The organism is Pseudomonas sp. PvP027, from assembly GCF_017833005.1.
Taxonomy (GTDB): Bacteria; Pseudomonadota; Gammaproteobacteria; order Pseudomonadales; family Pseudomonadaceae; genus Aquipseudomonas; species Aquipseudomonas congelans.
Window position 1 is genome coordinate 5,364,230 of the sequence record NZ_JAFIBK010000001.1, and the last position, 19,109, is coordinate 5,383,338.

16 protein-coding genes are annotated in these 19,109 nt (G+C 60.5%); 6 read left to right on the forward strand and 10 right to left on the reverse strand.

Annotated elements, in window-relative coordinates:
- Window positions 1-258 precede the first annotated feature (258 nt).
- Window positions 259-1,743 carry a DUF2235 domain-containing protein gene (locus JOE33_RS23390; RefSeq protein ID WP_187625393.1) on the forward strand — a complete coding sequence of 495 codons (1,485 nt, stop codon included), beginning with the start codon at window positions 259-261 and terminating at the stop codon, window positions 1,741-1,743.
- 19 nt (window positions 1,744-1,762) lie between these two features.
- Here the strand turns inward: JOE33_RS23390 and JOE33_RS23395 are convergent, their stop codons facing one another.
- Window positions 1,763-2,002 carry a DUF2789 domain-containing protein gene (locus JOE33_RS23395; protein WP_010430756.1) on the reverse strand — a complete coding sequence of 80 codons (240 nt, stop codon included), beginning with the start codon at window positions 2,000-2,002 and terminating at the stop codon, window positions 1,763-1,765.
- Window positions 2,003-2,444: 442 nt separating this feature from the next.
- Here JOE33_RS23395 and JOE33_RS23400 point away from each other — a divergent pair, with 442 nt between their 5' ends.
- The gene (locus JOE33_RS23400) at window positions 2,445-2,912 is read left to right on the forward strand and encodes a hypothetical protein (protein ID WP_010430754.1); all 468 of its coding nucleotides are present in this window, start codon (window positions 2,445-2,447) and stop codon (window positions 2,910-2,912) included.
- A gap of 18 nt (window positions 2,913-2,930) precedes the next feature.
- Here JOE33_RS23400 and JOE33_RS23405 read toward each other — a convergent pair whose 3' ends face one another.
- The 7 genes from JOE33_RS23405 to JOE33_RS23435 form a co-directional block, all read right to left on the reverse strand.
- Entirely contained in the window at window positions 2,931-3,311 is a 381-nt protein-coding gene (locus JOE33_RS23405; protein WP_122694425.1) for a Na+/H+ antiporter subunit G, read from the reverse strand.
- Entirely contained in the window at window positions 3,308-3,586 is a 279-nt protein-coding gene (locus tag JOE33_RS23410) for a K+/H+ antiporter subunit F (protein ID WP_002554071.1), read from the reverse strand. Before JOE33_RS23410 ends, JOE33_RS23405 begins: the two co-directional genes overlap by 4 nt.
- The gene (locus JOE33_RS23415) at window positions 3,583-4,071 is read right to left on the reverse strand and encodes a Na+/H+ antiporter subunit E (protein ID WP_096102793.1); all 489 of its coding nucleotides are present in this window, start codon (window positions 4,069-4,071) and stop codon (window positions 3,583-3,585) included. Before JOE33_RS23415 ends, JOE33_RS23410 begins: the two co-directional genes overlap by 4 nt.
- The gene (locus tag JOE33_RS23420) at window positions 4,068-5,753 is read right to left on the reverse strand and encodes a monovalent cation/H+ antiporter subunit D (RefSeq protein WP_010430744.1); all 1,686 of its coding nucleotides are present in this window, start codon (window positions 5,751-5,753) and stop codon (window positions 4,068-4,070) included. The genes JOE33_RS23415 and JOE33_RS23420 overlap by 4 nt, the downstream gene beginning before the upstream one ends.
- Window positions 5,750-6,094 carry a Na+/H+ antiporter subunit C gene (locus tag JOE33_RS23425; protein ID WP_002554068.1) on the reverse strand — a complete coding sequence of 115 codons (345 nt, stop codon included), beginning with the start codon at window positions 6,092-6,094 and terminating at the stop codon, window positions 5,750-5,752. Before JOE33_RS23425 ends, JOE33_RS23420 begins: the two co-directional genes overlap by 4 nt.
- The gene (locus JOE33_RS23430; protein ID WP_122694423.1) at window positions 6,094-9,012 is read right to left on the reverse strand and encodes a monovalent cation/H+ antiporter subunit A; all 2,919 of its coding nucleotides are present in this window, start codon (window positions 9,010-9,012) and stop codon (window positions 6,094-6,096) included. The genes JOE33_RS23425 and JOE33_RS23430 overlap by 1 nt, the downstream gene beginning before the upstream one ends.
- Window positions 9,013-9,207: 195 nt before the next feature.
- Window positions 9,208-10,143: a DMT family transporter gene (locus JOE33_RS23435; RefSeq protein ID WP_187625392.1), complete on the reverse strand. Its 936-nt coding sequence runs from the start codon at window positions 10,141-10,143 to the stop codon at window positions 9,208-9,210.
- A 111-nt stretch (window positions 10,144-10,254) separates the two neighbouring features.
- Here JOE33_RS23435 and JOE33_RS23440 point away from each other — a divergent pair, with 111 nt between their 5' ends.
- Both JOE33_RS23440 and JOE33_RS23445 read left to right on the forward strand, forming a co-directional pair.
- Entirely contained in the window at window positions 10,255-10,824 is a 570-nt protein-coding gene (locus tag JOE33_RS23440; protein ID WP_054992622.1) for an XRE family transcriptional regulator, read from the forward strand.
- 41 nt (window positions 10,825-10,865) lie between these two features.
- Window positions 10,866-12,269 carry an FAD/NAD(P)-binding protein gene (locus JOE33_RS23445; RefSeq protein WP_187625391.1) on the forward strand — a complete coding sequence of 468 codons (1,404 nt, stop codon included), beginning with the start codon at window positions 10,866-10,868 and terminating at the stop codon, window positions 12,267-12,269.
- 611 nt (window positions 12,270-12,880) lie between these two features.
- On the opposite strand, the gene JOE33_RS23450 is transcribed toward JOE33_RS23445, so the two are convergent.
- On the reverse strand, window positions 12,881-13,987 hold the full coding sequence (locus JOE33_RS23450; RefSeq protein WP_054992585.1) for a sigma-54 dependent transcriptional regulator: 1,107 nt from the start codon (window positions 13,985-13,987) through the stop codon (window positions 12,881-12,883).
- Window positions 13,987-15,126 carry an FMNH2-dependent alkanesulfonate monooxygenase gene (gene ssuD, locus JOE33_RS23455; protein ID WP_187625390.1) on the reverse strand — a complete coding sequence of 380 codons (1,140 nt, stop codon included), beginning with the start codon at window positions 15,124-15,126 and terminating at the stop codon, window positions 13,987-13,989. Before ssuD ends, JOE33_RS23450 begins: the two co-directional genes overlap by 1 nt.
- Before the next feature lie 388 nt (window positions 15,127-15,514).
- Between ssuD and JOE33_RS23460 the strand changes: the two genes are divergently transcribed.
- Together JOE33_RS23460 and ligD are read left to right on the forward strand one after the other, a co-directional pair.
- Window positions 15,515-16,420: a Ku protein gene (locus JOE33_RS23460; RefSeq protein WP_054992586.1), complete on the forward strand. Its 906-nt coding sequence runs from the start codon at window positions 15,515-15,517 to the stop codon at window positions 16,418-16,420.
- 20 nt (window positions 16,421-16,440) lie between these two features.
- Complete coding sequence (ligD, locus tag JOE33_RS23465; protein WP_209924138.1) at window positions 16,441-19,047, forward strand: DNA ligase D; 2,607 nt, start codon at window positions 16,441-16,443, stop codon at window positions 19,045-19,047.
- The last annotated feature ends 62 nt before the right edge of the window (window positions 19,048-19,109 follow it).

Here is a 19,109-nt window from a genome sequence, read left to right on the forward strand (position 1 = left end):
ACAGGCCAGTAACAGACTGGCCTGTTAGTGGGATGGTTAAATGGAAGTATGATTGAGCGGAGAGGATTATCTGCGCGCGTGTAGGTTATTTGTTAGCAAGCAATAAAGTTATTGCGATACAGGTTGTAGGAACTGTCTGAAAATGCATTACCCGTCTTGACTGCTCACTGTCTTTAAGCAAGCTGTTTAAATCAACGTTATTTACGTTTTGATTTAAGTGCGGCCTTTTTATGGCTTGCCTCTAAGGATGGAAAAGTTATGAGCGAGAAATGGAGTTTCCAGCAGTCAGCAGCAGTTTCAGAGGTTGCAACGCGACGCGTCAAGGCGCGCGTAGGGATTTTCTTCGACGGCACGGGAAATAATCGCGTTAACAGTCAGATCGGTGCCGACTGCCAGGCATTGATCGAGATCAATGAGGGTAAGCACATTAAAGAGTGTGCAGGGCGTCATGTTCAACCGGGCAGTAGTTACAGTAATGAGCCGAGTAATATAGCCAGGCTGGTCGATATGTATCGTCTGCAAGCTGTGGCCGAAAATGACGGTGAAGGGCTGAGGGTGTATTACCCGATCTATGTCAGCGGGGCCGGCACTACTTCCGGAGGGCGTGATTCTATATGCCCTGGGCAAAGTTTCGGTCGTGGTGCCACCGGCGTGATTTCCAAGGTGGAAAATGCATTCAGAAAGCTGGAATCGGTATTGAAGGCGTTCCCCCGCGACAACCCCGATTGTGTGCTGGATGCGCTGGAACTGGACGTGTTCGGCTTCAGTCGAGGTGCAGCGTCTGCCAGGCATCTGGTCAATGAAATCCTCAAGCAGCGCTCCGGCATGCTCGAGCCCATACTCGGAAGCCGCAAGGTCAGGTTGAGCGAACGTTTCAGCTGGGTTAATGACAGCGTACGGCTCAAGGTTATCGGCCTGTTCGACACCGTTGCCGCCATAGGCAGCTTCAAGGACATGGGCAATACCCGGGATGCGAGCAACAGAAGGGTCAATCTGTATCTGCCACCCGGGTGCGCGCAACAGGTTTTACACCTGGTGGCACGCGATGAGCTAAGGCGCAATTTTGCGCTGAACAGTGTTCTGCCAGTGTGGCCCAGGGAAATCATTCTGCCGGGTGCGCATTCCGATATCGGTGGGGGTTACCCTCCGCAGATGGAAGAAAGCGTACTGCTCACGCGCCCCCGCAGCAGTGTGGTCAGCCGTGGCAGCCCGTGCGAGGAGGCGCCGAGCTGGAAGGAGGCACAGGCTGACTTGACCCGAATGAACCGCGATCACTGGATCGACCCGCTCGATAGTCAGGCCTGGCTGAGGGTTCAGGCTTGCGAGAGCAAGTGTTATCCGTGCAGAAAAAGCTTGAATGGCATGAGTACAGTTGTTGCCGCAGTGGGCATGGGCCGCCAGGTATTTGGCCACCTGTCGAGGGTATCTTTGCTGGTGATGCACACACTGGCGTGTGACGAGGGCGTGCCTTTCAATCCGGTGCCACTGACCCCCGAATTCCAGCTGCCTCCCGAGCTCGAGAACATCTCTAGCCGGTTGATCGACTATGCGCGAGGCGGGCCTTACCTGCTGGACAGTCATGAAGAGGCATTACTACGCTGGCGCTATATCCATCAGTCTGCGCACTGGAATGCAGTGGTCGGCAGAGCGGGGACTTTTGGCGACGCCGTTTTCGTGCACGCACCACAATCAGGCGGCCGAATATTGCATCCCAATATCGGCCAGCCCGGTTATCCGCAATAGTCATCAACGCCCGAGTAGCTCACTCGGGCTTTTTGTGAAGGCGCACATTCAGCTCGTCGACCACCATCGCCCATTCGGCGTCTTCGTGCAGCTGTTCCTTGAGAAAGTCAGCCTGACGCGGCGTCCAGAACTCTGCATCAATCAGTTTGACGTCGTCGGGCAGGGGATGGCTGGCGATAAACTTTTCGATGCTCTCATCATCGGAATCCAGCGCCAATTGGGCGAACAGGTCGTTGATGGTAGTTGTAGTCTGTTCCATGTCATCTCCTCACCGGGGGATATCCCCGTATTCATCAGTTCTTATGGGAGTGGTGGGCACAGGCAAGAGTTCGATGCATTTGGCCGTGTAGAAAAGATGACTTTTTCTGCAGCGGATATAAGTGATATGTTTCGGCTATCGCAGGATGCACCCACCGCAGGCTGGAACCCGTCCAGTCTTTGCGCCGTGCCCGGGTTGAGCGCAATTTTCAGAGCACCAGCGCTTGCACGACACTGCTGTGTACAAAAGGTATATATCCCGTAGCAGCCATGAGCCGGTAGAATCCGCCACCCGTCTGCACAAGGTTTGTGGCGGCGCTGTCTGCGCCTCTGCGTGCAGCATGCCGAAAAATTTCCGGCCACATGAAGCGGTCTATGGATGAATCACTTTCTCGACTGCCCTGACATCAGGCAGCCTCATTTCATGTTTGAGGGTTTGTACTTTGGCTGTAAGTAATCTGGATACCCATGCCTTGTTCGTGCTCGGCGACCTCCGCGCACAATTGGTCAAGCAGTTCCAATCCCGTTTTGTCTACATCACCGAGCAATCAGCCGAAGGCATTTACATCGCTGAAATCGATACCGAAACCGCACTGGTAGTCGACGACAAGCCGCGTCTTGAACTCAAGGTGGGCGATCATTTCCGCGCTTCTGTTCTGCCCAGCCGCGAGGGCGGCAAGCTTGAATTGAAATTCCGTGAAATCAAGACCACCGTCTACGGGCTGGGCGAATATGCCTTCGTCGATATCCCCGAAGGTCACGGTATCGTGTTCAAGGAAGGTCAGACCGTCTTCATGGTCTTCGCTGCGCAAGAGCAACTGCAGATCGGCATGAGCAAACTTCTGAAAGGCGCAGTCGGCAAGGCCGCCAAATGGCGCAAGGGCGAGCTGACGTTCAAGGCCAGCGAGTAACACCGGCCAGGCGTCGACTCAGCCGCCTGCCGATTCTCCGTTGCCGGTACCGCTGCTGACTTCTGCTGGCACGTCATCACCGGCCATGCGCTTGCGGAACAGCGCCGTGCGCGCCAGCAACAGGGTCGTCACCGGTACCGTGATCGCCAGCAATACCGGGATCAGCCAGGCGTGGATCACCGGTTCCGACTTCAGCGACGAGAAATAGATGATCGACGCCAGCGCAACGCACCAGGCGCCCAGCGTCGACGCCAGGGCAGGCGGGTGCATGCGCTGGAAAAAGTCCTTGAGGCGCAGCAGCCCGAGCGCGCCGGTCAAGGCGAACAGGCTGCTGGCGATCAGCAGCCCGGCGGTCAGTATTTCGACCCAGAAAGGCACTGTATTCGGCAGTCCGGTCATTCGATCACTTCTCCGCGCAGCAGGAACTTGGCCAGAGCGAACGAGCCGACGAAGCCGAACAGGGCAATCAGCATGGCCGCTTCGAAATACGTGTCACTGGCGTAGCGAATGCCAAGCACCAGCATCATCAGCATGGCAATGATGTACAGATAGTCCAGCGCCAGCACCCGGTCCTGGGCTGAAGGCCCCTTGAGCAGGCGCAGCAGGGTGATCACCATCGCCAGGGCGAAGATCAGCAGGCTGATCAGGATGGCGTTGTCGAGCAATGCACTCATTGAAAGATCTCCATCAACGGTCGCTCATAGGTGGTTTTGAAGTGCTCGATGAACTGTGCCTCGTCCTCCAGATCGAAGACATGCATCAGCAACACGCTGCGATCCAGTGCCAGCTCCGACCATACCGTTCCGGGTATTACTGTGGTGACCATCGCCAGCGCGGCGAGGCCGTGGGCGTCGTGCAGCTCCAGTGGAATGCGTACGAAGGCCGAACGTGGCGGGCGTTTTTCAAGCCGCCAGACGCTCAGGCCCACCTGCACGTTGGAGACCACCACATCGCTTCCCACCAACCATAGAAATTTCAGGATCGTGCCGGGTTTGCGAATACGTACCGGCAGCGGGCGCAACGGAGCCATCAACAACGGCGCGAGAAAACCCAGCACCGCGCCCAGCAGCAGGTGGCCGGGGCTGATAGACAGGTTCAATACCAGCCACAGCAGCCAGAGTGCCAGCGACAGGAGCGGGGCGGGAAACAGGCGCTTCATGGCCGTTCCTCCTGGTCTACTTCCTGACTGGTGGGGCCGGGTATCGGGCGTGTGGCGAGCACTGACTGCACATACTGTTTGGGCTCATGCAGCGCTGCAGCGGTGTCCTGGGTGTAGCGCAACAACGGCTCGGCCTTGAAGGTCAGCGCGATGCACAGACCCAGAAGAATGATGATCGGCAGGCATTCGTTGCGGCGCAGCATCGGCGAAGGACGCTCGTGTGGTGTCCAGAAACGTTGCGTGCCGAGCCTTGAAAAAGCGATCAGTGACGCCAACCCGGAAAAGATCAGCAGACCGATCAGCATCCATGCCTGAGTGGAAAGCGCCTCATCCTTCGCGACGTCCAGCCCTAGCGGGTTCATCAGGGCGCTGATCAATGTGAGCTTGCCGATGAATCCCGAGAGCGGTGGCATGCCGATGATCAGCAAGGCGCAGGCAATAAAACTCAGGCCCAGAAAAGCCATGGTCATGGGAATGACCTGACCGACCACCACCTTCTGTTCGTCGTCCAGGTTGGCGCCGGGCGGCGGATGCAGAGACTCCAGGGTACGAGGCAGTTGATCCACGTCGTATTCCAGGGGGATCTCGTTGGCCGAGCGGGAGCGTTCGATCAGTTCGCCCAGCAGGAACATGGCGCTCAATGCCAGCGTCGAACTGACCATATAAAACAGCGCGCCCGAGGTCAGGCTCGGCTGGGCGAAACCGACGGCGGACAGCAGAATGCCTGCGGACACCAGTATGCTCAGGCTGGCGAGGCGTTCCAGGCGTTGGGCGGCGATGATCGCAATGGCCGCGGTGAAAATCGTCGCCATGCCGCCGTAGATCAGCCAGTCGCCGCCGAAGAAGGCCGACGCACCGGCCTGACCGGAAAACAGCAGTGTCCACAGACGCAACAGGGTGTAGACCCCCACCTTGGTCATGATCGCAAACATCGCTGCCACCGGCGCACTCGCTGCCGAGTAGGCGGGGACCAGCCAGAAGTTCAGCGGCCACATGCCAGCCTTGGCCAGAAAGGCCGTGGCCAGAATCGCAGCCCCGGCATGCAGCAAGCCCAGATCGGACTCCGCCACCTGCGGGATCTTGATTGCCAGGTCGGCGAAGTTCAGCGTGCCGGTCACCCCGTAAATCAACGCGGCACCAATCAGAAACAGCGACGAAGCCAGCAGGTTGATCGAAATGTAATGCAGGCCCGTGGACACTCGTGCCCGGCCGGAGCCGTGCAACATCAGGCCGTAGGACGCCGCGAGCAGCACTTCGAAGAACACGAACAGGTTGAACAGGTCAGCAGTCAGGAACGCGCCATACAGCCCCATGAGCTGGATCTGGAACAGCGCGTGGAAGCTGGCCCCGGCCCTGTCCCAGCGAGCCAGGGCGAACAGCAGGGCGCAGACACCGACAATTCCGGTCAGTACCAGCATCATCGCCGACAGGTGGTCCACCACCAGCACGATGCCGAACGGTACGCCCCAGTTGCCCGGCAGATAGACACCGATCGAGCCGCTGCTGCCACTGTGTTGTACCCAGAGAAACAGCACCACGGAAATGCCCAGCCCGAGGATGCTGGAAAACAGATTGATACGCCCCTTGAGCGGCCGATGCTTTTCGCCCAGCCAGAGCATCAGCCCCGCAGTCAGCAGCGGCAGCAGGATGGGCGCGATGATCAGTTGGTTCATCCAGCTCATGCCTTGGGCTCCCGGCCATCTACATGGTCGGTGCCGGTCAGGCCTCTGGAGGCGAGCAATACCACCAGAAACAGCGCAGTCATGGCGAAGCTGATGACAATCGCGGTCAGCACCAGTGCCTGTGGCAACGGGTCAGTGTAATTGAGCAGGTCCTGGGGAATGCCATCCTTGATGATCGGCTCCCTGCCGATGAACAGGCTGCCCATGCTGAAGATGAACAGGTTGACCCCGTACGACAACAGGCACAGCCCCATGACCACCTGAAAGGTACGTGGCCTCAGGATCAGCCAGACGCCCGAGGCGGCCAGCACGCCGATGGCGATTGCAATGACTTCTTCCATCAGAGGATTCCTTGCGGGTTGGCGACAGGCTTGGGCAACTGCGTCGGCCGATGGCTGCGCACCGACTGGTGAGCCAGTGCGGTGAGGATCAACAGCGTCGACCCGACCACCACGGCGTAGACGCCGACATCGAAGAACAGCGCGCTGGCGATGTGGATATCACCCAGGATCGGCAAATCGACATGGGCGGTGTGGGTGGTCATGAACGGATAACCCAGCACCATCGAGCCCGCGCCGGTCAGAACCGCGCACAACAGGCCTGTGCCCATCCAGCGTAGCGGACGCAGGCTCATTTGCGCCTCGACCCACTGGGTGCCTGCCACCATGTATTGCAGGATGAACGCCACCGACATCACCAGGCCGGCAACAAACCCGCCGCCGGGCTGGTTGTGGCCGCGAACGAACAGGTACATCGAGATGATGAAGGCGATCGGCAGCAGCAATCGAACCAGCGCTGCCGGGACCATCATGAAACCGAGTGCGGTATCGCTGGCGCTGCGCGGGTTGACCAGATCCGTCACCACGTCACGGGCCAGCAGGCGCTGCTGTGCTGGCAGCAGGATGCTTTCCTTCGGTGGACGGAAGCGTCGCAACAGGGCGAACACGGTCATGGCAACCGCCGCCAGCACAGTGATCTCGCCAAACGTATCGAAGCCGCGGAAATCCACCAGCATCACGTTGACCACGTTGGTGCCGCCGCCCTGGGGCAGTGCGCGACTCAGGTAGAAGGACGAGATGGCGTTGGGCGTCTGGCGGGTCAGCATGGCGTAGGAGAGTATCGCCATGCCCAGACCCACGAGCACCGCCAGGCCGAAGTCGCGTATGCGCCGGGTGCGGGCACGCAAGCGTGCACTGAGCGGAGCGACGTCTTCATTGCGTCGCGGCAGCCAGCGCAGGCCGAGCAGGATCAGCACGGTAGTCACTACTTCCACGACCAGTTGCGTCAGCGCCAGATCAGGGGCCGAGAACCAGACGAAGGTGATGCAGGTCATCAGCCCGCAGACGCTGACCATGACCAGTGCTGCCAGACGGTGATATTTACCTTGCCAGGCCGCGCCTATGGCGCAGGCAATCGCGATGAGCCATAGCGTGACAAACACCCCGGAGCCCGGAATCTTCGGCCGGTCGCCCCAGGTCAGGCCGCTGAAATACATCGGAATGAAGCCGCCCAATACGGCCGCGAGCACCAGTAAAAACAGTTGTGGCTGCAGGCGGCGAGTGCTGACCTTGCGTTCAAAACGGCGCGCCCAGTGCATCATCACCACCTGGCTGCGCTCGAAAAAGCGCTTGCCATTGAGGCGTCCCACCAGCGGCGGGGCGGTGATGCGCTCGTGCTTGAGCGGCTTGCGCAGCAACAGATACAGGATGATACCGCCCGCCATAGCCACCAGGCTCATGACCATCGGCAGGTTCCAGCCGTGCCAGATCGCCAGGCTGTATTCGGGCAGTGTTCCGCCGACCACCGGACGCGCAGCGGCGGCGAGCAGCGGGGCGACCGATTGCGCCGGGAAAATCCCCACCACCAGACACGTCAGGACCAGCAGTTCCACCGGCGCACGCATCCAGCGCGGCGGTTCGTGCGGCAAGTGCGGAAGATCCTTGGCCGCCGGACCAAAAAACACATCGACCGTGAAGCGCAGTGAATAGGCAACGCTGAAGATCCCGGCAATGGTCGCGATCACCGGCAAGGCGATCTCGACCCAGGCAGTGGCGGAGATGAACACGGTTTCGGCGAAGAACATTTCCTTGGACAGGAAGCCGTTGAGCAGCGGTACGCCTGCCATCGACGCGCTGGCGACCATCGCCAGTGTCGCGGTATAGGGCAGCAGCCTTACCAAGCCACTGAGACGCCGGATGTCGCGGGTCCCGCTCTCATGGTCGATGATGCCGGCGGCCATGAACAGCGACGCCTTGAAGGTGGCGTGGTTGAGAATGTGGAACACTGCAGCCACTGCAGCCAGCGGGCTGTTGAGACCGAGCAGCAGGGTGATCAGGCCCAGGTGGCTGATGGTCGAATAGGCCAGCAGGCCCTTGAGATCATTCTGGAAGATGGCCGCGTAAGCGCCGAGAATCAGCGTGCAGGCCCCCGCGCCACTGACGATCCAGAACCATTGCTCGGTGCCGGACAGCGCCGGCCACATGCGCGCCATGAGAAACACCCCGGCCTTGACCATGGTCGCCGAGTGCAGATACGCCGACACCGGTGTGGGCGCGGCCATCGCGTGCGGCAGCCAGAAATGGAACGGGAACTGGGCGCTTTTGGTCAGTGCGCCGATCAGAATCAGGGTGAGTAACACCGGGTACAGGGCGTGTGCACGAATCGCGTCACCGGCGGCCAGGACACGGTCCAGGTCGTAACTGCCGGCCACATGGCCGAGGATCATCATGCCTGCCAGCAGCGCCAGACCGCCCGCACCGGTGACCATCAGCGCCATGTAAGCACCGCGTCGGGCATCGGCACGATGGTGCCAGTAGCCGATCAGCAGGAACGAGAACAGGCTGGTCAGCTCCCAGAAAAACACGATCTGAATCAGGTTGCCGGACATCACCAGTCCGAGCATGGCGCCCATGAAGGCCAGGAAAAACGCAAAGAAGCGCGGCACCGGATCGTCCGGCGACATGTAATAACGCGCGTACAGCGAGACCAGCGCACCGATGCCCAGCACCAGCATCGAGAACAGCCAGGCGAAGCCGTCGATGCGCAGAACGAAGTTCATGCCCAGGCTTGGCAGCCAGAAATACTCTTCACGAATCACGCCGCCGTCGGCGATCTGCGGGAACCACAAGGCCATCTGCACAGCGCCGATGAGGGCGATCAGACCGGCCAGAAACGATTCTGCGTTACGCGCGTTGTGCGGCAAAAAGGCCGCCAGACAGCTGCCGATGAAAGGCAGAAGCAGTAGAACTATCAGGGACATAGGCTTCTAATCTGCAGGGGAATGTCAAGCATCATACGTGCCAGACACCCCGATACCAAAGGGACGGTTTCCGAAATTTCCTACAAAAAGTGTCTGATTTTTTAATTAAGTAAATAATTGCTTCCGGATATAGCGACAGGTCGTTGAAATAGTTTTGAAGAAACGAGGTGTTTCACGGCCTGCGATACCCACTGTTCATTCAGCTTTGCGCATGCCTTGTTGTTCTTCCTCTTCGTCGACAATGTTCTGTTCATCAGGCGCAGAACGCCGCTTCATTTCGCTGACGATCACCCCGGCCACAATCAATGCCGCGCCCAGCAGGGCGATACCCGGCAAACGTTCACCGGCGAGTCTTCCGACAATCCCGGCCCAGACCGGTTCACCCGCATAAATAACGGTGGCGCGGGTAGGCGAAACACTTTTCTGCGCCCAGTTCATGGCGATCTGGATCACCGCACTCATGGCCCCAAGTCCCACAGCACTGAGCATCAGCAGCCAGGAAAAATCCGGCAAGTGTTCCTGAGTGGGAACGATCATCAGAAATGCCAGCGCCGAGGCGGTCGCCAGTTGCACCACCGTGACTCGCCGCACATCGACCTCACCGGCATAGGCACTGATCATGATGATCTCGGCGGCGATGGCCACCGCGCTGATCAGCGTCACGATTTCGCCGGAACTGAGTTGCAGGGACGCACCCTGCGGCCCGGCTACCAGCATCAGCCCGGTGAAGGCGAGGACGATGCCCAGTGTCGGCATCAACCCTGGCCGCCTGCCGAGTACCAGCCATTGCAACAACGGCACGCAGGGTACATAGAGCGCCGTGATGAACGCGGACTGGCTGCTGGGAATGGTCTGCAGTCCGATGGTCTGCAGACCGTAACCGAGCATGATTGCGATGCCGATGAAGGCGCCGGCCTTGAGCTCGAGAAAGGTAAGACCGCGCAGCACCTTCATTGAAAACAACGCTACGATAAGCGCTGCGGCGGCGAAGCGCAGGCCGACGAAGAACATCGGCCCGCTGACGGTCATCGCGTGCTGGACCAGCAGAAAGGTGCCTCCCCAGAGCATGGTGATCAGAATCAGTACGGCTTCTGCCTTGCTGATGCGGGGTATGCGGCTGATAGACTTCATGTCAGCTCCGGATTCCTGTTAATTGCCATGCGCGCGATGAGAGGCTGAACACTCTGACAGTGTTCCTGGGCTGGGCAGTATAATGCGCAACGGTTTGATGTGAGCACCAGCATGCACAAAGAAAATTCTCAGCGCCCTCCGGTGCTGCAGCACGTCAGCCAGAACGTGCGGCGTCTGCGCAACAGTGCGGACCTCAGTCAGACGGCTCTGGCGGAAAAGTCGGGGGTCAGCCGACGCATGCTGGTCGCTATCGAGGCCGGCGAGAAAAACGTCAGCCTGGCGACCCTTGATCGTGTGGCCGAAGCCCTGCAAGTGGCGTTCAGCGACCTGATCCAGGCACCTGAAAATCGTGATTACAGCCGTATCAACGAGCTGGCATGGGCAGGTACGATCGCGGGCAGCAAGGCGGTTTTGCTGGCCAGGGCTGTTGCCCGGCGCGAGGTGGAGTTGTGGGAGTTCTGTCTGCAGCCTGGGGACGCCTATATCTCGGAAGCCGATCCCGATGGCTGGAGTGAACAGGTCTACGTCGTCGAAGGGCATCTGACGTTGCGCTTGTCCGAACCTGCAGCCATTCAGCAGGTGGCTGCGGGCGAGTTCTTCATGTTCCCCAGCAATCAGCCGCACCGCTATTGCAACGACGCCGATGTGCCCCTGCGATTTGTGCGCAATGTCGTGCTCTGACCTTCCGATTCTTTATCGCAACCCGACCGAGGCGCTGTTCGATGACCGAAGATTCCAACCAGACGGCTGACATTCTGATCATCGGCGGCGGTCTGAGCGGCACCATGCTGGCGGCGCAACTGCTGCGCAGGCCGGGCCAGCGCCGAATCCTGATTATCGAAACCCGCAGCGAACTCGGCCGGGGCGAGGCCTACAGTGCGACGGAGCCGGGCCACACGCTCAATGGCAACGCTGCACGGATGAGCGTCGATCCGGATAACCCGGATGACCTCACTCAGTGGCTGAGCGACTATCTGGCCGCCGGGGGCTGGCCTGAAGCTGCCGAGCAGAGGGTGCCGGTTGCCGAACTGTTTCCGCCGCGCGGTGTGTTCGGGCTTTATGTCCAGCAGCGATTGCGTGAAGCCCGAAGTGCTGGTGAAGCTTTTGGCTCGACCGCCGTGCATGTGCCTGGCGAGGCAGTTGACCTTCAGGTCCATGCAGGTGGCGTCAGTGTCTCGCTGGCTGACGGTCGTATGCTGCGCGGCAGCCGCGCCGTGCTGGCGACAGGCATGTACGCGGCTTCACGTACTCCGCGACGTGATTCGAACGAGCTGAACACTGCAGCGCTGGATCCCTGGGATGTGGCGGTGATGAGAAAGCTTGATCCGCAGTCGAGGGTGCTGATCATCGGCTCTGGTCTGACTATGGTCGATGCGCTGGTCTCGCTGGAAACGGCCGGGCATCGCGGTGCCATTCAGATTTTTTCCCGGCACGGCCTGCTGCCGCATGTCCGGCGTCAGCCGCCGGAATGGTCTGATTTCCTGGGTCAGGATCCGAGTATCCGCAGCACTCGGCAACTGGTGCGCAAAGTGCGTGAACAGTGCGAGCTGGCCATCGAAAGTGGTATTGACTGGCAGGCTCCGCTGGACACCGTGCGCGCCAACGTCGGCAGGCTGTGGAATCAGGCCAGCGACCAGCAGCGCCGCCAGTTCGTCCGTCATGTCCGGCCGTGGTGGGAGAGCCACCACCATCGTTCCCCGCCACCGAGCGCTGCGCTGCTGGCGCGGCTGATCAGGCAAGGACGGCTGAGCATTGATGCGGCCTCGTTGCAGGGCGTGGCAAGCCTGCCGTCAGGTCAGGTACAGATCAGTGTTCGTCGGCGTGGTGAGAGTCAGCCGACGCAGGTCACCGGCGATGCGTTGATCAACTCCACCGGTATCGAGTACGACTGGCGGCGCGTGGATCGCCCGTTGCCTCGGCAGTTGCTGACGCGCGGGCTGATCCAGCCTGGCCCGCTTGCACTCGGTATCGCCGCCGACGCCACTGGCGCAGTGCTCGACGCACAGGGTCAGTACTCGGCGCGCCTGTTCGCCATGGGCCCGCCATTGCGGGGCATGTGGTGGGAAAGTACCGCAGTCACCGACGTGGCGATTCAGGCCAAGGCGCTGGCGATGCATTTGTCATAAAGCGCCGCGCGCTCAGAAGAGGACGCAGAGCGTCCGGAACGGCATACCCACGCGGAGCATGGGCACGATGGTGTTCTGCCGGACGCCGATCGTTCCTCACGCTCCAGCGTGGGAATGCAGTTCGTGGCGCGCCGCGTCAGCTCTCGGCGCAGCGCCGCGGAGCATGGGCACGATAGTGTTCTGCCGGACGCCGATCGTTCCCCACGCTCCAGCGTGGGAATGCAGTTCGTGACGCTCTGCGTCACACAGTGGTTCTGTGATGTCAGGTAGATTGGGGATCGACTCAGGTCACCTTTTCGCCCCTCGGCGACTTACTTTGATGGGGCCAAAGTAAGCAAAGCCCCAAGCTCCGTTTCCGGCCCGACTTCGTCGGGTTCCTTCGCCCTGTCACTGATCCGGGGGGCGCCGCAACGGGCCATCCATGGCCCGGTGCGGCTAGCCTGGCGTCCTGCCAGGCTACCCCCGGATCAGCGCCAGGACTCAGCCGTCACTTACGTCGCACTCTGCGTCGTCAGTACCATCGTGCTCGAAAAGCACTTCGCTGGCAGCGTGCGGACAGCGATCGTTCCTCACGCTCCAGCGTGGGAATGCCTTTCGTGACGCTCTGCGCTTCACACCGACAGGTGCAGCATGCGGTCGCCCTGGAGGTTTTCACCCGGTCTGCGTTTGTTGACTGCCAGCTCGCCAATCTTGATCAGACGTGTGCGCGTGACGTTGCGGGTCAGGCCCAGCAGGCTGGCGGTGTGCACCTGGTTGTGGTGGCAGAAGCGATAGGCGGTTCTGAGCAAGGTGTCTTCGACCTTCTCGTGCAAGGCACCGGCCTGTTCTTCAAACAGCTTTTGAAACGCCCGGTTGAGCAGTTGCTCGGCTGATTCGTCGGACGGGTTCTGTTCATCCTGACGCTCGATTCTGAGGTTGGACATGCGCAGGTCATCACGCTGAATGACGCCTTCACGACACACCAGCAGGGTGTGATGGATGACGTTTTCCAGCTCGCGAATATTGCCCGGCCAACTGTAGGTCTTGAGCTTGTGCTCGGCTTCGGGGCTGATCCGTACCGGACCATGCCGCAGCCGCTGGCTGTAGACCTCTATGAAGTGCCGGGCCAGGGGCAGGATATCGCCCGGCCGGTCGCGCAGCGGGCTCAATTCCAGATTGACCACGTCGAGCCGGTAATAAAGGTCTTCACGAAAATGCCCGGCGTTGATGGCCTTTTCCAGCTGCACGTTGGTCGCCGCGAGGACGCGCACGTCAATCGGCACACTCTTGCGCGAGCCCAGACGTACCACTTCACGCTCCTGAAGCACGCGCAGCAATTTGACCTGCAGGGTCATCGGCAGGTCGCCGATCTCATCGAGAAACAGCGTGCCGCCGTTGGCCTCCTCAAACCAGCCCGCCTTGGCGCTGATCGCTCCGGTAAACGCGCCTTTTTCGTGGCCGAACAACTCGGCCTCGATCAGGTTCTCGGAGAACGCGCCGCAGTTGACCGCCACGAACGGTTTGTCGCGGCGGGCGCTGAGTTCGTGGACGTGACGTGCGACCAGTTCCTTGCCGGTGCCGGTCTCGCCAATGATCAGCACGCTGGCATCGCTGGGCGCAACCTGACGCACGTGAGCGAGCAAGGCTCGGGACTTGGGGTCTTCGAACACCTGCGCAGTGGCCCTGATCGAGGTGGCCAGTGCAGGTGAGTGCGGTAAGGTCAGCAGTTGCCCGGACATCACTTGGCCTGCGGGGGCAGATCGTTGGCGATCATTTCGCCGAACGGGCCCGTCAGGTTGGTGATGCCGCGCCCGGCGAGGCTGGCGTAAGGCTCAGGCAGCAGCGGGAAGACCAGTTCGGCGAAGCGATAAGCTTCCTCCAGATGCGGGTAACCCGAGAAAATGAAGCTCTCGATGCCCAGGTCGGCGTATTCCTTGATGCGTGCCGCGACTTCTTCGGGATTGCCGACCAGCGCCGTGCCTGCACCACCACGTACCAGTCCGACACCGGCCCACAGGTTAGGCGCGATCTCCAGGTTGTCGCGGCGCCCGTCATGCAGCGCTGCCATGCGCCGCTGGCCTTCGGAATCAAAACGCGAAAAGGATTTCTGCGCCGCAGCAATGGTGTCATCGCTGATGTGTTTGATCAGCGTGCTGGCAGCTTTCCAGGCTTCCTCGCTGGTTTCGCGGACGATGACGTGCAGGCGAATGCCGAACTTCACGGTACGTCCCTTGCGCGCTGCCCGCTCACGGACATCGGCGAGCTTCTGCGCCACGGCTGCCTGTGGCTCGCCCCAGGTCAGGTACACGTCCACCTGATCGGCCGCAAGGTCATGCGCCGCGTCGGAGGAACCACCGAAGTACAGCGGTGGATAGGGTTTTTGAATCGGCGGGTAAAGCGCCTTGGCGTTCTGCACGCGCAAGTGCTTGCCTTCGAAGTCGACCGCTTCGCCCTGCAGGACGCGACGCCAGATTTTCAGAAATTCGTCGGTGACTTCATAACGCTCGCTGTGGTCGAGAAAGCTGCCATCGCCACGGTTTTCGTCCGGGTCACCACCGGTCACCACGTTGATCAGCAGCCGGCCGCCGGAAAGGCGATCCAGCGTGGCTGCCATGCGTGCCGAGACGGTCGGCGAGATGATGCCCGGGCGGATCGCCACCAGGTACCTCAGGCGCTCGGTCAGCGGCACCAGCGCCGAGGCGATGACCCACGAGTCCTCGCAGGAGCGACCGGTAGGAATCAATACGCCGTAATAACCCAGGTCATCGGCGGCCTGCGCTACCTGTTTCAAATAATTGAGGGTGACGGGACGTGCGCCCTTTGTCGTGCCCAGATAATGGCCATCGCCGTGAGTCGGAAGAAACCAGAAAACGTTCATGACAAATCCTTGGAAGTAATCAGCCAGGTAGTAGCTGAAGGAACCCGCTGTCGGTTGGCAGACACCTCACCAGCAGCGTTCGAGGTGGGGCCATTTATAGAACGTCTTTTTTATTCCGCAAAAGAACGTTAAACCATATTTTTAGATCCTAAATGCATATGAGTGTCGCAACCCCGATAAAGCCTGCAGGGCAGCCCTTTGAATACAACGCTTTGGCGTCGGGCGGAGCCGCACCGACGCCTTATCTGTCGAGCGTCGACGTACTGACGGTCTGGCTGTCAGGGTAAAAAACGTCCCCAGCCCGGCAGGTTTCCCGGCGCTCGTCAGGCTGCCGAAACTTTTCTCCGACCGGCCCTGTCACTTTTCCAGGACCAACAGGAGTCAGACCATGGCAAGGGCAATCTGGAAGGGCGCAATCAGCTTCGGGCTGGTGCATATACCGGTCGCGCTGGTCTCGGCGACAACGTCGACCAGTGTCGATTTTGACTGGCTCGACAAACGCAGCATGGACCCGGTCGGCTACAAGCGAATCAACAAGGTCACCGGCAAGGAAGTCACCAGCGAAAACATCGTTAAGGGCGTGGCGTACGAGAAGGATCGCTATGTGGTGCTCAGCGAGGAGGAAATTCGTTCTGCGCACCCCAAATCGACGCAGACCATCGACATATTCGCCTTCGTCGACAGCCAGCAGATCCCTTTGCAGAACATCGACACGCCTTATTTCCTGACCCCCGACAAGCGCGGCGAGAAAGTTTACGCGTTGTTGCGCGAAACCCTGGTCGATACCAAAAAGGTCGCCTTGGCCAATGTCGTTCTGCATACCCGCGAACACCTGGCGGCGGTCATGCCGCTGGAATCGGCGCTGGTGATGGTGATCCTGCGCTGGCCTGCCGACGTGCGTGAACTGGACACACTGGAACTGAGCGATGCCGTGACCGATGCCAAGTTGAACAAAAGCGAACGTGACATGGCCAAGCGTCTGGTCAAGGACATGAGCGCTGACTGGCAGCCTGAGCAGTATCGCGACACCTTTCAGGACAAGATCATGCACTTGGTCAAGACCAAGGCAGACGAAGGCGAGATCGAGGATGTCGAGACCGATCCGGCCGAGGAAGAACGCAAGAGTGCCGATGTCATCGACCTCACCGACCTGCTGCGGCGCAGTCTGGCGGGCAAGGGCGGTGCCAGTAAAGGCAAGGCGAGCAAGCCTGCGGCGAAGGAAAAACCGGCCGACAAGGACAGCCCCAGGCCCAAGCGGCCCGCCGCGCGCAAGAAAACCAGCAAAGCCTCTTGAGCCCTACGGAGTGACCGGTGATGGCCAAGCCCGCCAGTGAGTACACCCGCAAGCGCAATTTCGACATCACCTCCGAGCCTGCGGAAAGCAAACGCAAGGGCAAAGGCAAATCGCAGCCCGGTGCGCTCGGTTTCGTGATCCAGAAGCATGACGCGCGTAACCTGCACTACGACTTCCGACTGGAGCTGGATGGCACGCTGAAGAGCTGGGCCGTGCCCAAGGGCCCGAGCCTGGACCCCACGCAAAAGCGTCTGGCAGTGCATGTCGAAGACCATCCGCTGGACTATGCCGACTTCGAGGGGAGTATCCCGCAGGGGCAATACGGCGGCGGTGATGTGATTGTCTGGGACCGGGGTGTCTGGCAACCGCATGGTGATCCGCAAAAGACCTACGAGGACGGCAAACTCAAGTTCACCCTGGTCGGCGAGAAGCTCAGCGGCGACTGGGCGCTGGTGCGGACCCGGCTCAAGGGCAGCGGCAGCAAGGAACAGTGGCTGCTGATCAAGGAAAAGGATGACATCGCGCGACCTGCTGCGGAGTACGACATTACCCATGAGCAGCCGCAAAGCGTGATCAGTGGTGCTCATGTGGGCAAGCATCGCAGCACTCCGAAAAAGTCTGCGGCCAGTGCTGCAAGCGGCAAAGCCAGGGCCGCGACACCTGCTGCATCAAAGGCGGCGAAGGCAGCTGCAAAGCCGACGCGCAGGAAAGCGAAATCGGCTTTCCCGGACACGCTTTCGCCGCAACTGGCAACGCTGGTAGACGCGCCGCCAGCCGGTGACTGGCTGTACGAAATCAAATTCGATGGCTATCGCATGCTGACCCGTATTCAGGGTGACGATGTGCGTCTGTTCACCCGCAACGGGCATGACTGGACCGAGCGACTGCCGGAGCTGGTCAAGGCGCTAAAGGGCATGAAGCTGCGCGACAGTTGGTTCGATGGCGAAGTGGTGGTTCTCGACGAGCGGGGGCTGCCCGATTTCCAGGGGCTGCAGAATGCCTTTGACGCGGGGAACAGCAAGGACATTCTGTATTACCTGTTCGACATGCCGTTTCTGAGCGCGGAAGACCTGCGTGAAGTGCCGCTTGAGCAGCGTCGTGACGCCTTGCAGCAAGTCCTCGACGCGCAGAAAAGTCGCCTGTTGCGTTATTCGGATGCCTTTCAGGCGGGCCATCAGGACATTGTCGCGAGTGCGGCGGCAATGGGTCTGGAAGGGGTCATCGGCAAGCGTGCCGGCAGCGCGTATGTCAGCAAGCGCAATGCCGACTGGATCAAGCTCAAATGCCGCTTGCGGCAGGAATTCGTGGTCGTCGGCTACACGGCGCCGCAGGGCAGCCGTTCGGCGTTCGGGGCCCTGTTGCTTGCGGTCAATGCCGGTGAGGACGGGTTGGTCTACTCCGGGCGGGTCGGCACGGGGTTCACTGAAGTGAGCCTTGAGCAATTGCATAAACAGCTGAAGAAATTGCAGTGCAAGGATTCACCGCTGGCCAGAAAGCTCACCGCGTCCCAGGCCCGTGGCGTGCAGTGGGTGAAGCCGCAACTGGTCTGCGAAGCCGAGTTCGCCCAGTGGACCCGCGAAGGTATCGTCCGCCAGGCCGCCTTTGTCGGACTGCGCAGCGACAAGCCCGCCAAGGACGTGGTGCGTGAAGACGCTCAGCCTGCCAAGGCGGCCAGCCAGACTCCAGCCGCAACGGCAGCGCCCAAGGCGCGCAAAAAGGCCGCGCAGGGAAAAGTTGATGTGGCGGGCACCGGGATCAGTCATCCGGACCGCGTCATCGACAGCAAGACCGGCACCCGCAAGATCGAACTTGCGCAGTTTTACCAGTCCATCGCCGACTGGATTCTGCCCTACCTGAGCAAGCGTCCCGTGGCCCTGCTGCGCTGTCCGGAGGGCATCGACGGTGAGCAGTTTTTCCAGAAGCATGCCGAGCACCTGGCGATCCCGCACATCAGGCAACTGGATCGTGCGCTGGACCCGGGGCACGCCGCGCTGATGGAAATAGATTCGGTGTCGGCACTGGTCGGTGCTGCGCAAATGGGCGCCATCGAGCTGCATACCTGGGGGGCGACGCGTGACAGGATCGAAACGCCGGACCATTTCGTGCTGGACCTTGATCCCGATCCGGCACTGCCCTGGCGCAGCATGATCGAGGCCACGCAAATGGTGCTCGCTGTGCTGGAAGAGCTGGGTCTGGAGGCGTTCCTCAAGACCAGCGGCGGCAAGGGCATGCACATCATCGTGCCCTTGGCGCGGCATGCAGACTGGGACACCGTGAAGGCGTTCGCCAAGGCCATCGCCGAGTTTGCCAGCCGTCAGTTGCCGGAGCGCTTCACCGCCACCATGGGACCGAAAAACCGCGTCGGAAAAATCTTCATCGATTACCTGCGCAACAGCCGCGGCGGCAGCACCGTGACCGCCTATTCAGTACGCGCCCGGCCAGGGTTGCCGGTCTCGGTGCCGATCGCGCTGGATGAACTGGCGGGTCTTAAGTCTTCGGCACAGTGGGACATCACCAACCTTGAACAGCGTTTGAAGCGGCTCAAGGACGACCCGTGGGCCGGCTACAGCAACCGGCGCAAAATCACGCAGAAGATGTGGAAACAACTGGGCGCGAAGCGGCCTTGAGGCGAGGTCGCTGTCCGGGGTTTGCAAAGGGATGCGTGGCCGGCACGCCTGGCAATAACCGA

What these genes read in the sequence shown, in the direction of transcription:
- JOE33_RS23390 (WP_187625393.1), top strand. Translation starts at nt 259, where the DNA reads ATGAGCGAGAAATGGAGTTTCCAGCAGTCAGCAGCAGTTTCAGAGGTT.
- JOE33_RS23395 (WP_010430756.1), bottom strand. Translation starts at nt 2,002, where the DNA reads ATGGAACAGACTACAACTACCATCAACGACCTGTTCGCCCAATTGGCG.
- JOE33_RS23405 (WP_122694425.1), bottom strand. Translation starts at nt 3,311, where the DNA reads ATGACCGGACTGCCGAATACAGTGCCTTTCTGGGTCGAAATACTGACC.
- JOE33_RS23410 (WP_002554071.1), bottom strand. Translation starts at nt 3,586, where the DNA reads ATGAGTGCATTGCTCGACAACGCCATCCTGATCAGCCTGCTGATCTTC.
- JOE33_RS23415 (WP_096102793.1), bottom strand. Translation starts at nt 4,071, where the DNA reads ATGAAGCGCCTGTTTCCCGCCCCGCTCCTGTCGCTGGCACTCTGGCTG.
- JOE33_RS23420 (WP_010430744.1), bottom strand. Translation starts at nt 5,753, where the DNA reads ATGAGCTGGATGAACCAACTGATCATCGCGCCCATCCTGCTGCCGCTG.
- JOE33_RS23425 (WP_002554068.1), bottom strand. Translation starts at nt 6,094, where the DNA reads ATGGAAGAAGTCATTGCAATCGCCATCGGCGTGCTGGCCGCCTCGGGC.
- JOE33_RS23430 (WP_122694423.1), bottom strand. Translation starts at nt 9,012, where the DNA reads ATGTCCCTGATAGTTCTACTGCTTCTGCCTTTCATCGGCAGCTGTCTG.
- JOE33_RS23435 (WP_187625392.1), bottom strand. Translation starts at nt 10,143, where the DNA reads ATGAAGTCTATCAGCCGCATACCCCGCATCAGCAAGGCAGAAGCCGTA.
- JOE33_RS23440 (WP_054992622.1), top strand. Translation starts at nt 10,255, where the DNA reads ATGCACAAAGAAAATTCTCAGCGCCCTCCGGTGCTGCAGCACGTCAGC.
- JOE33_RS23445 (WP_187625391.1), top strand. Translation starts at nt 10,866, where the DNA reads ATGACCGAAGATTCCAACCAGACGGCTGACATTCTGATCATCGGCGGC.
- JOE33_RS23450 (WP_054992585.1), bottom strand. Translation starts at nt 13,987, where the DNA reads ATGTCCGGGCAACTGCTGACCTTACCGCACTCACCTGCACTGGCCACC.
- ssuD (WP_187625390.1), bottom strand. Translation starts at nt 15,126, where the DNA reads ATGAACGTTTTCTGGTTTCTTCCGACTCACGGCGATGGCCATTATCTG.
- JOE33_RS23460 (WP_054992586.1), top strand. Translation starts at nt 15,515, where the DNA reads ATGGCAAGGGCAATCTGGAAGGGCGCAATCAGCTTCGGGCTGGTGCAT.
- ligD (WP_209924138.1), top strand. Translation starts at nt 16,441, where the DNA reads ATGGCCAAGCCCGCCAGTGAGTACACCCGCAAGCGCAATTTCGACATC.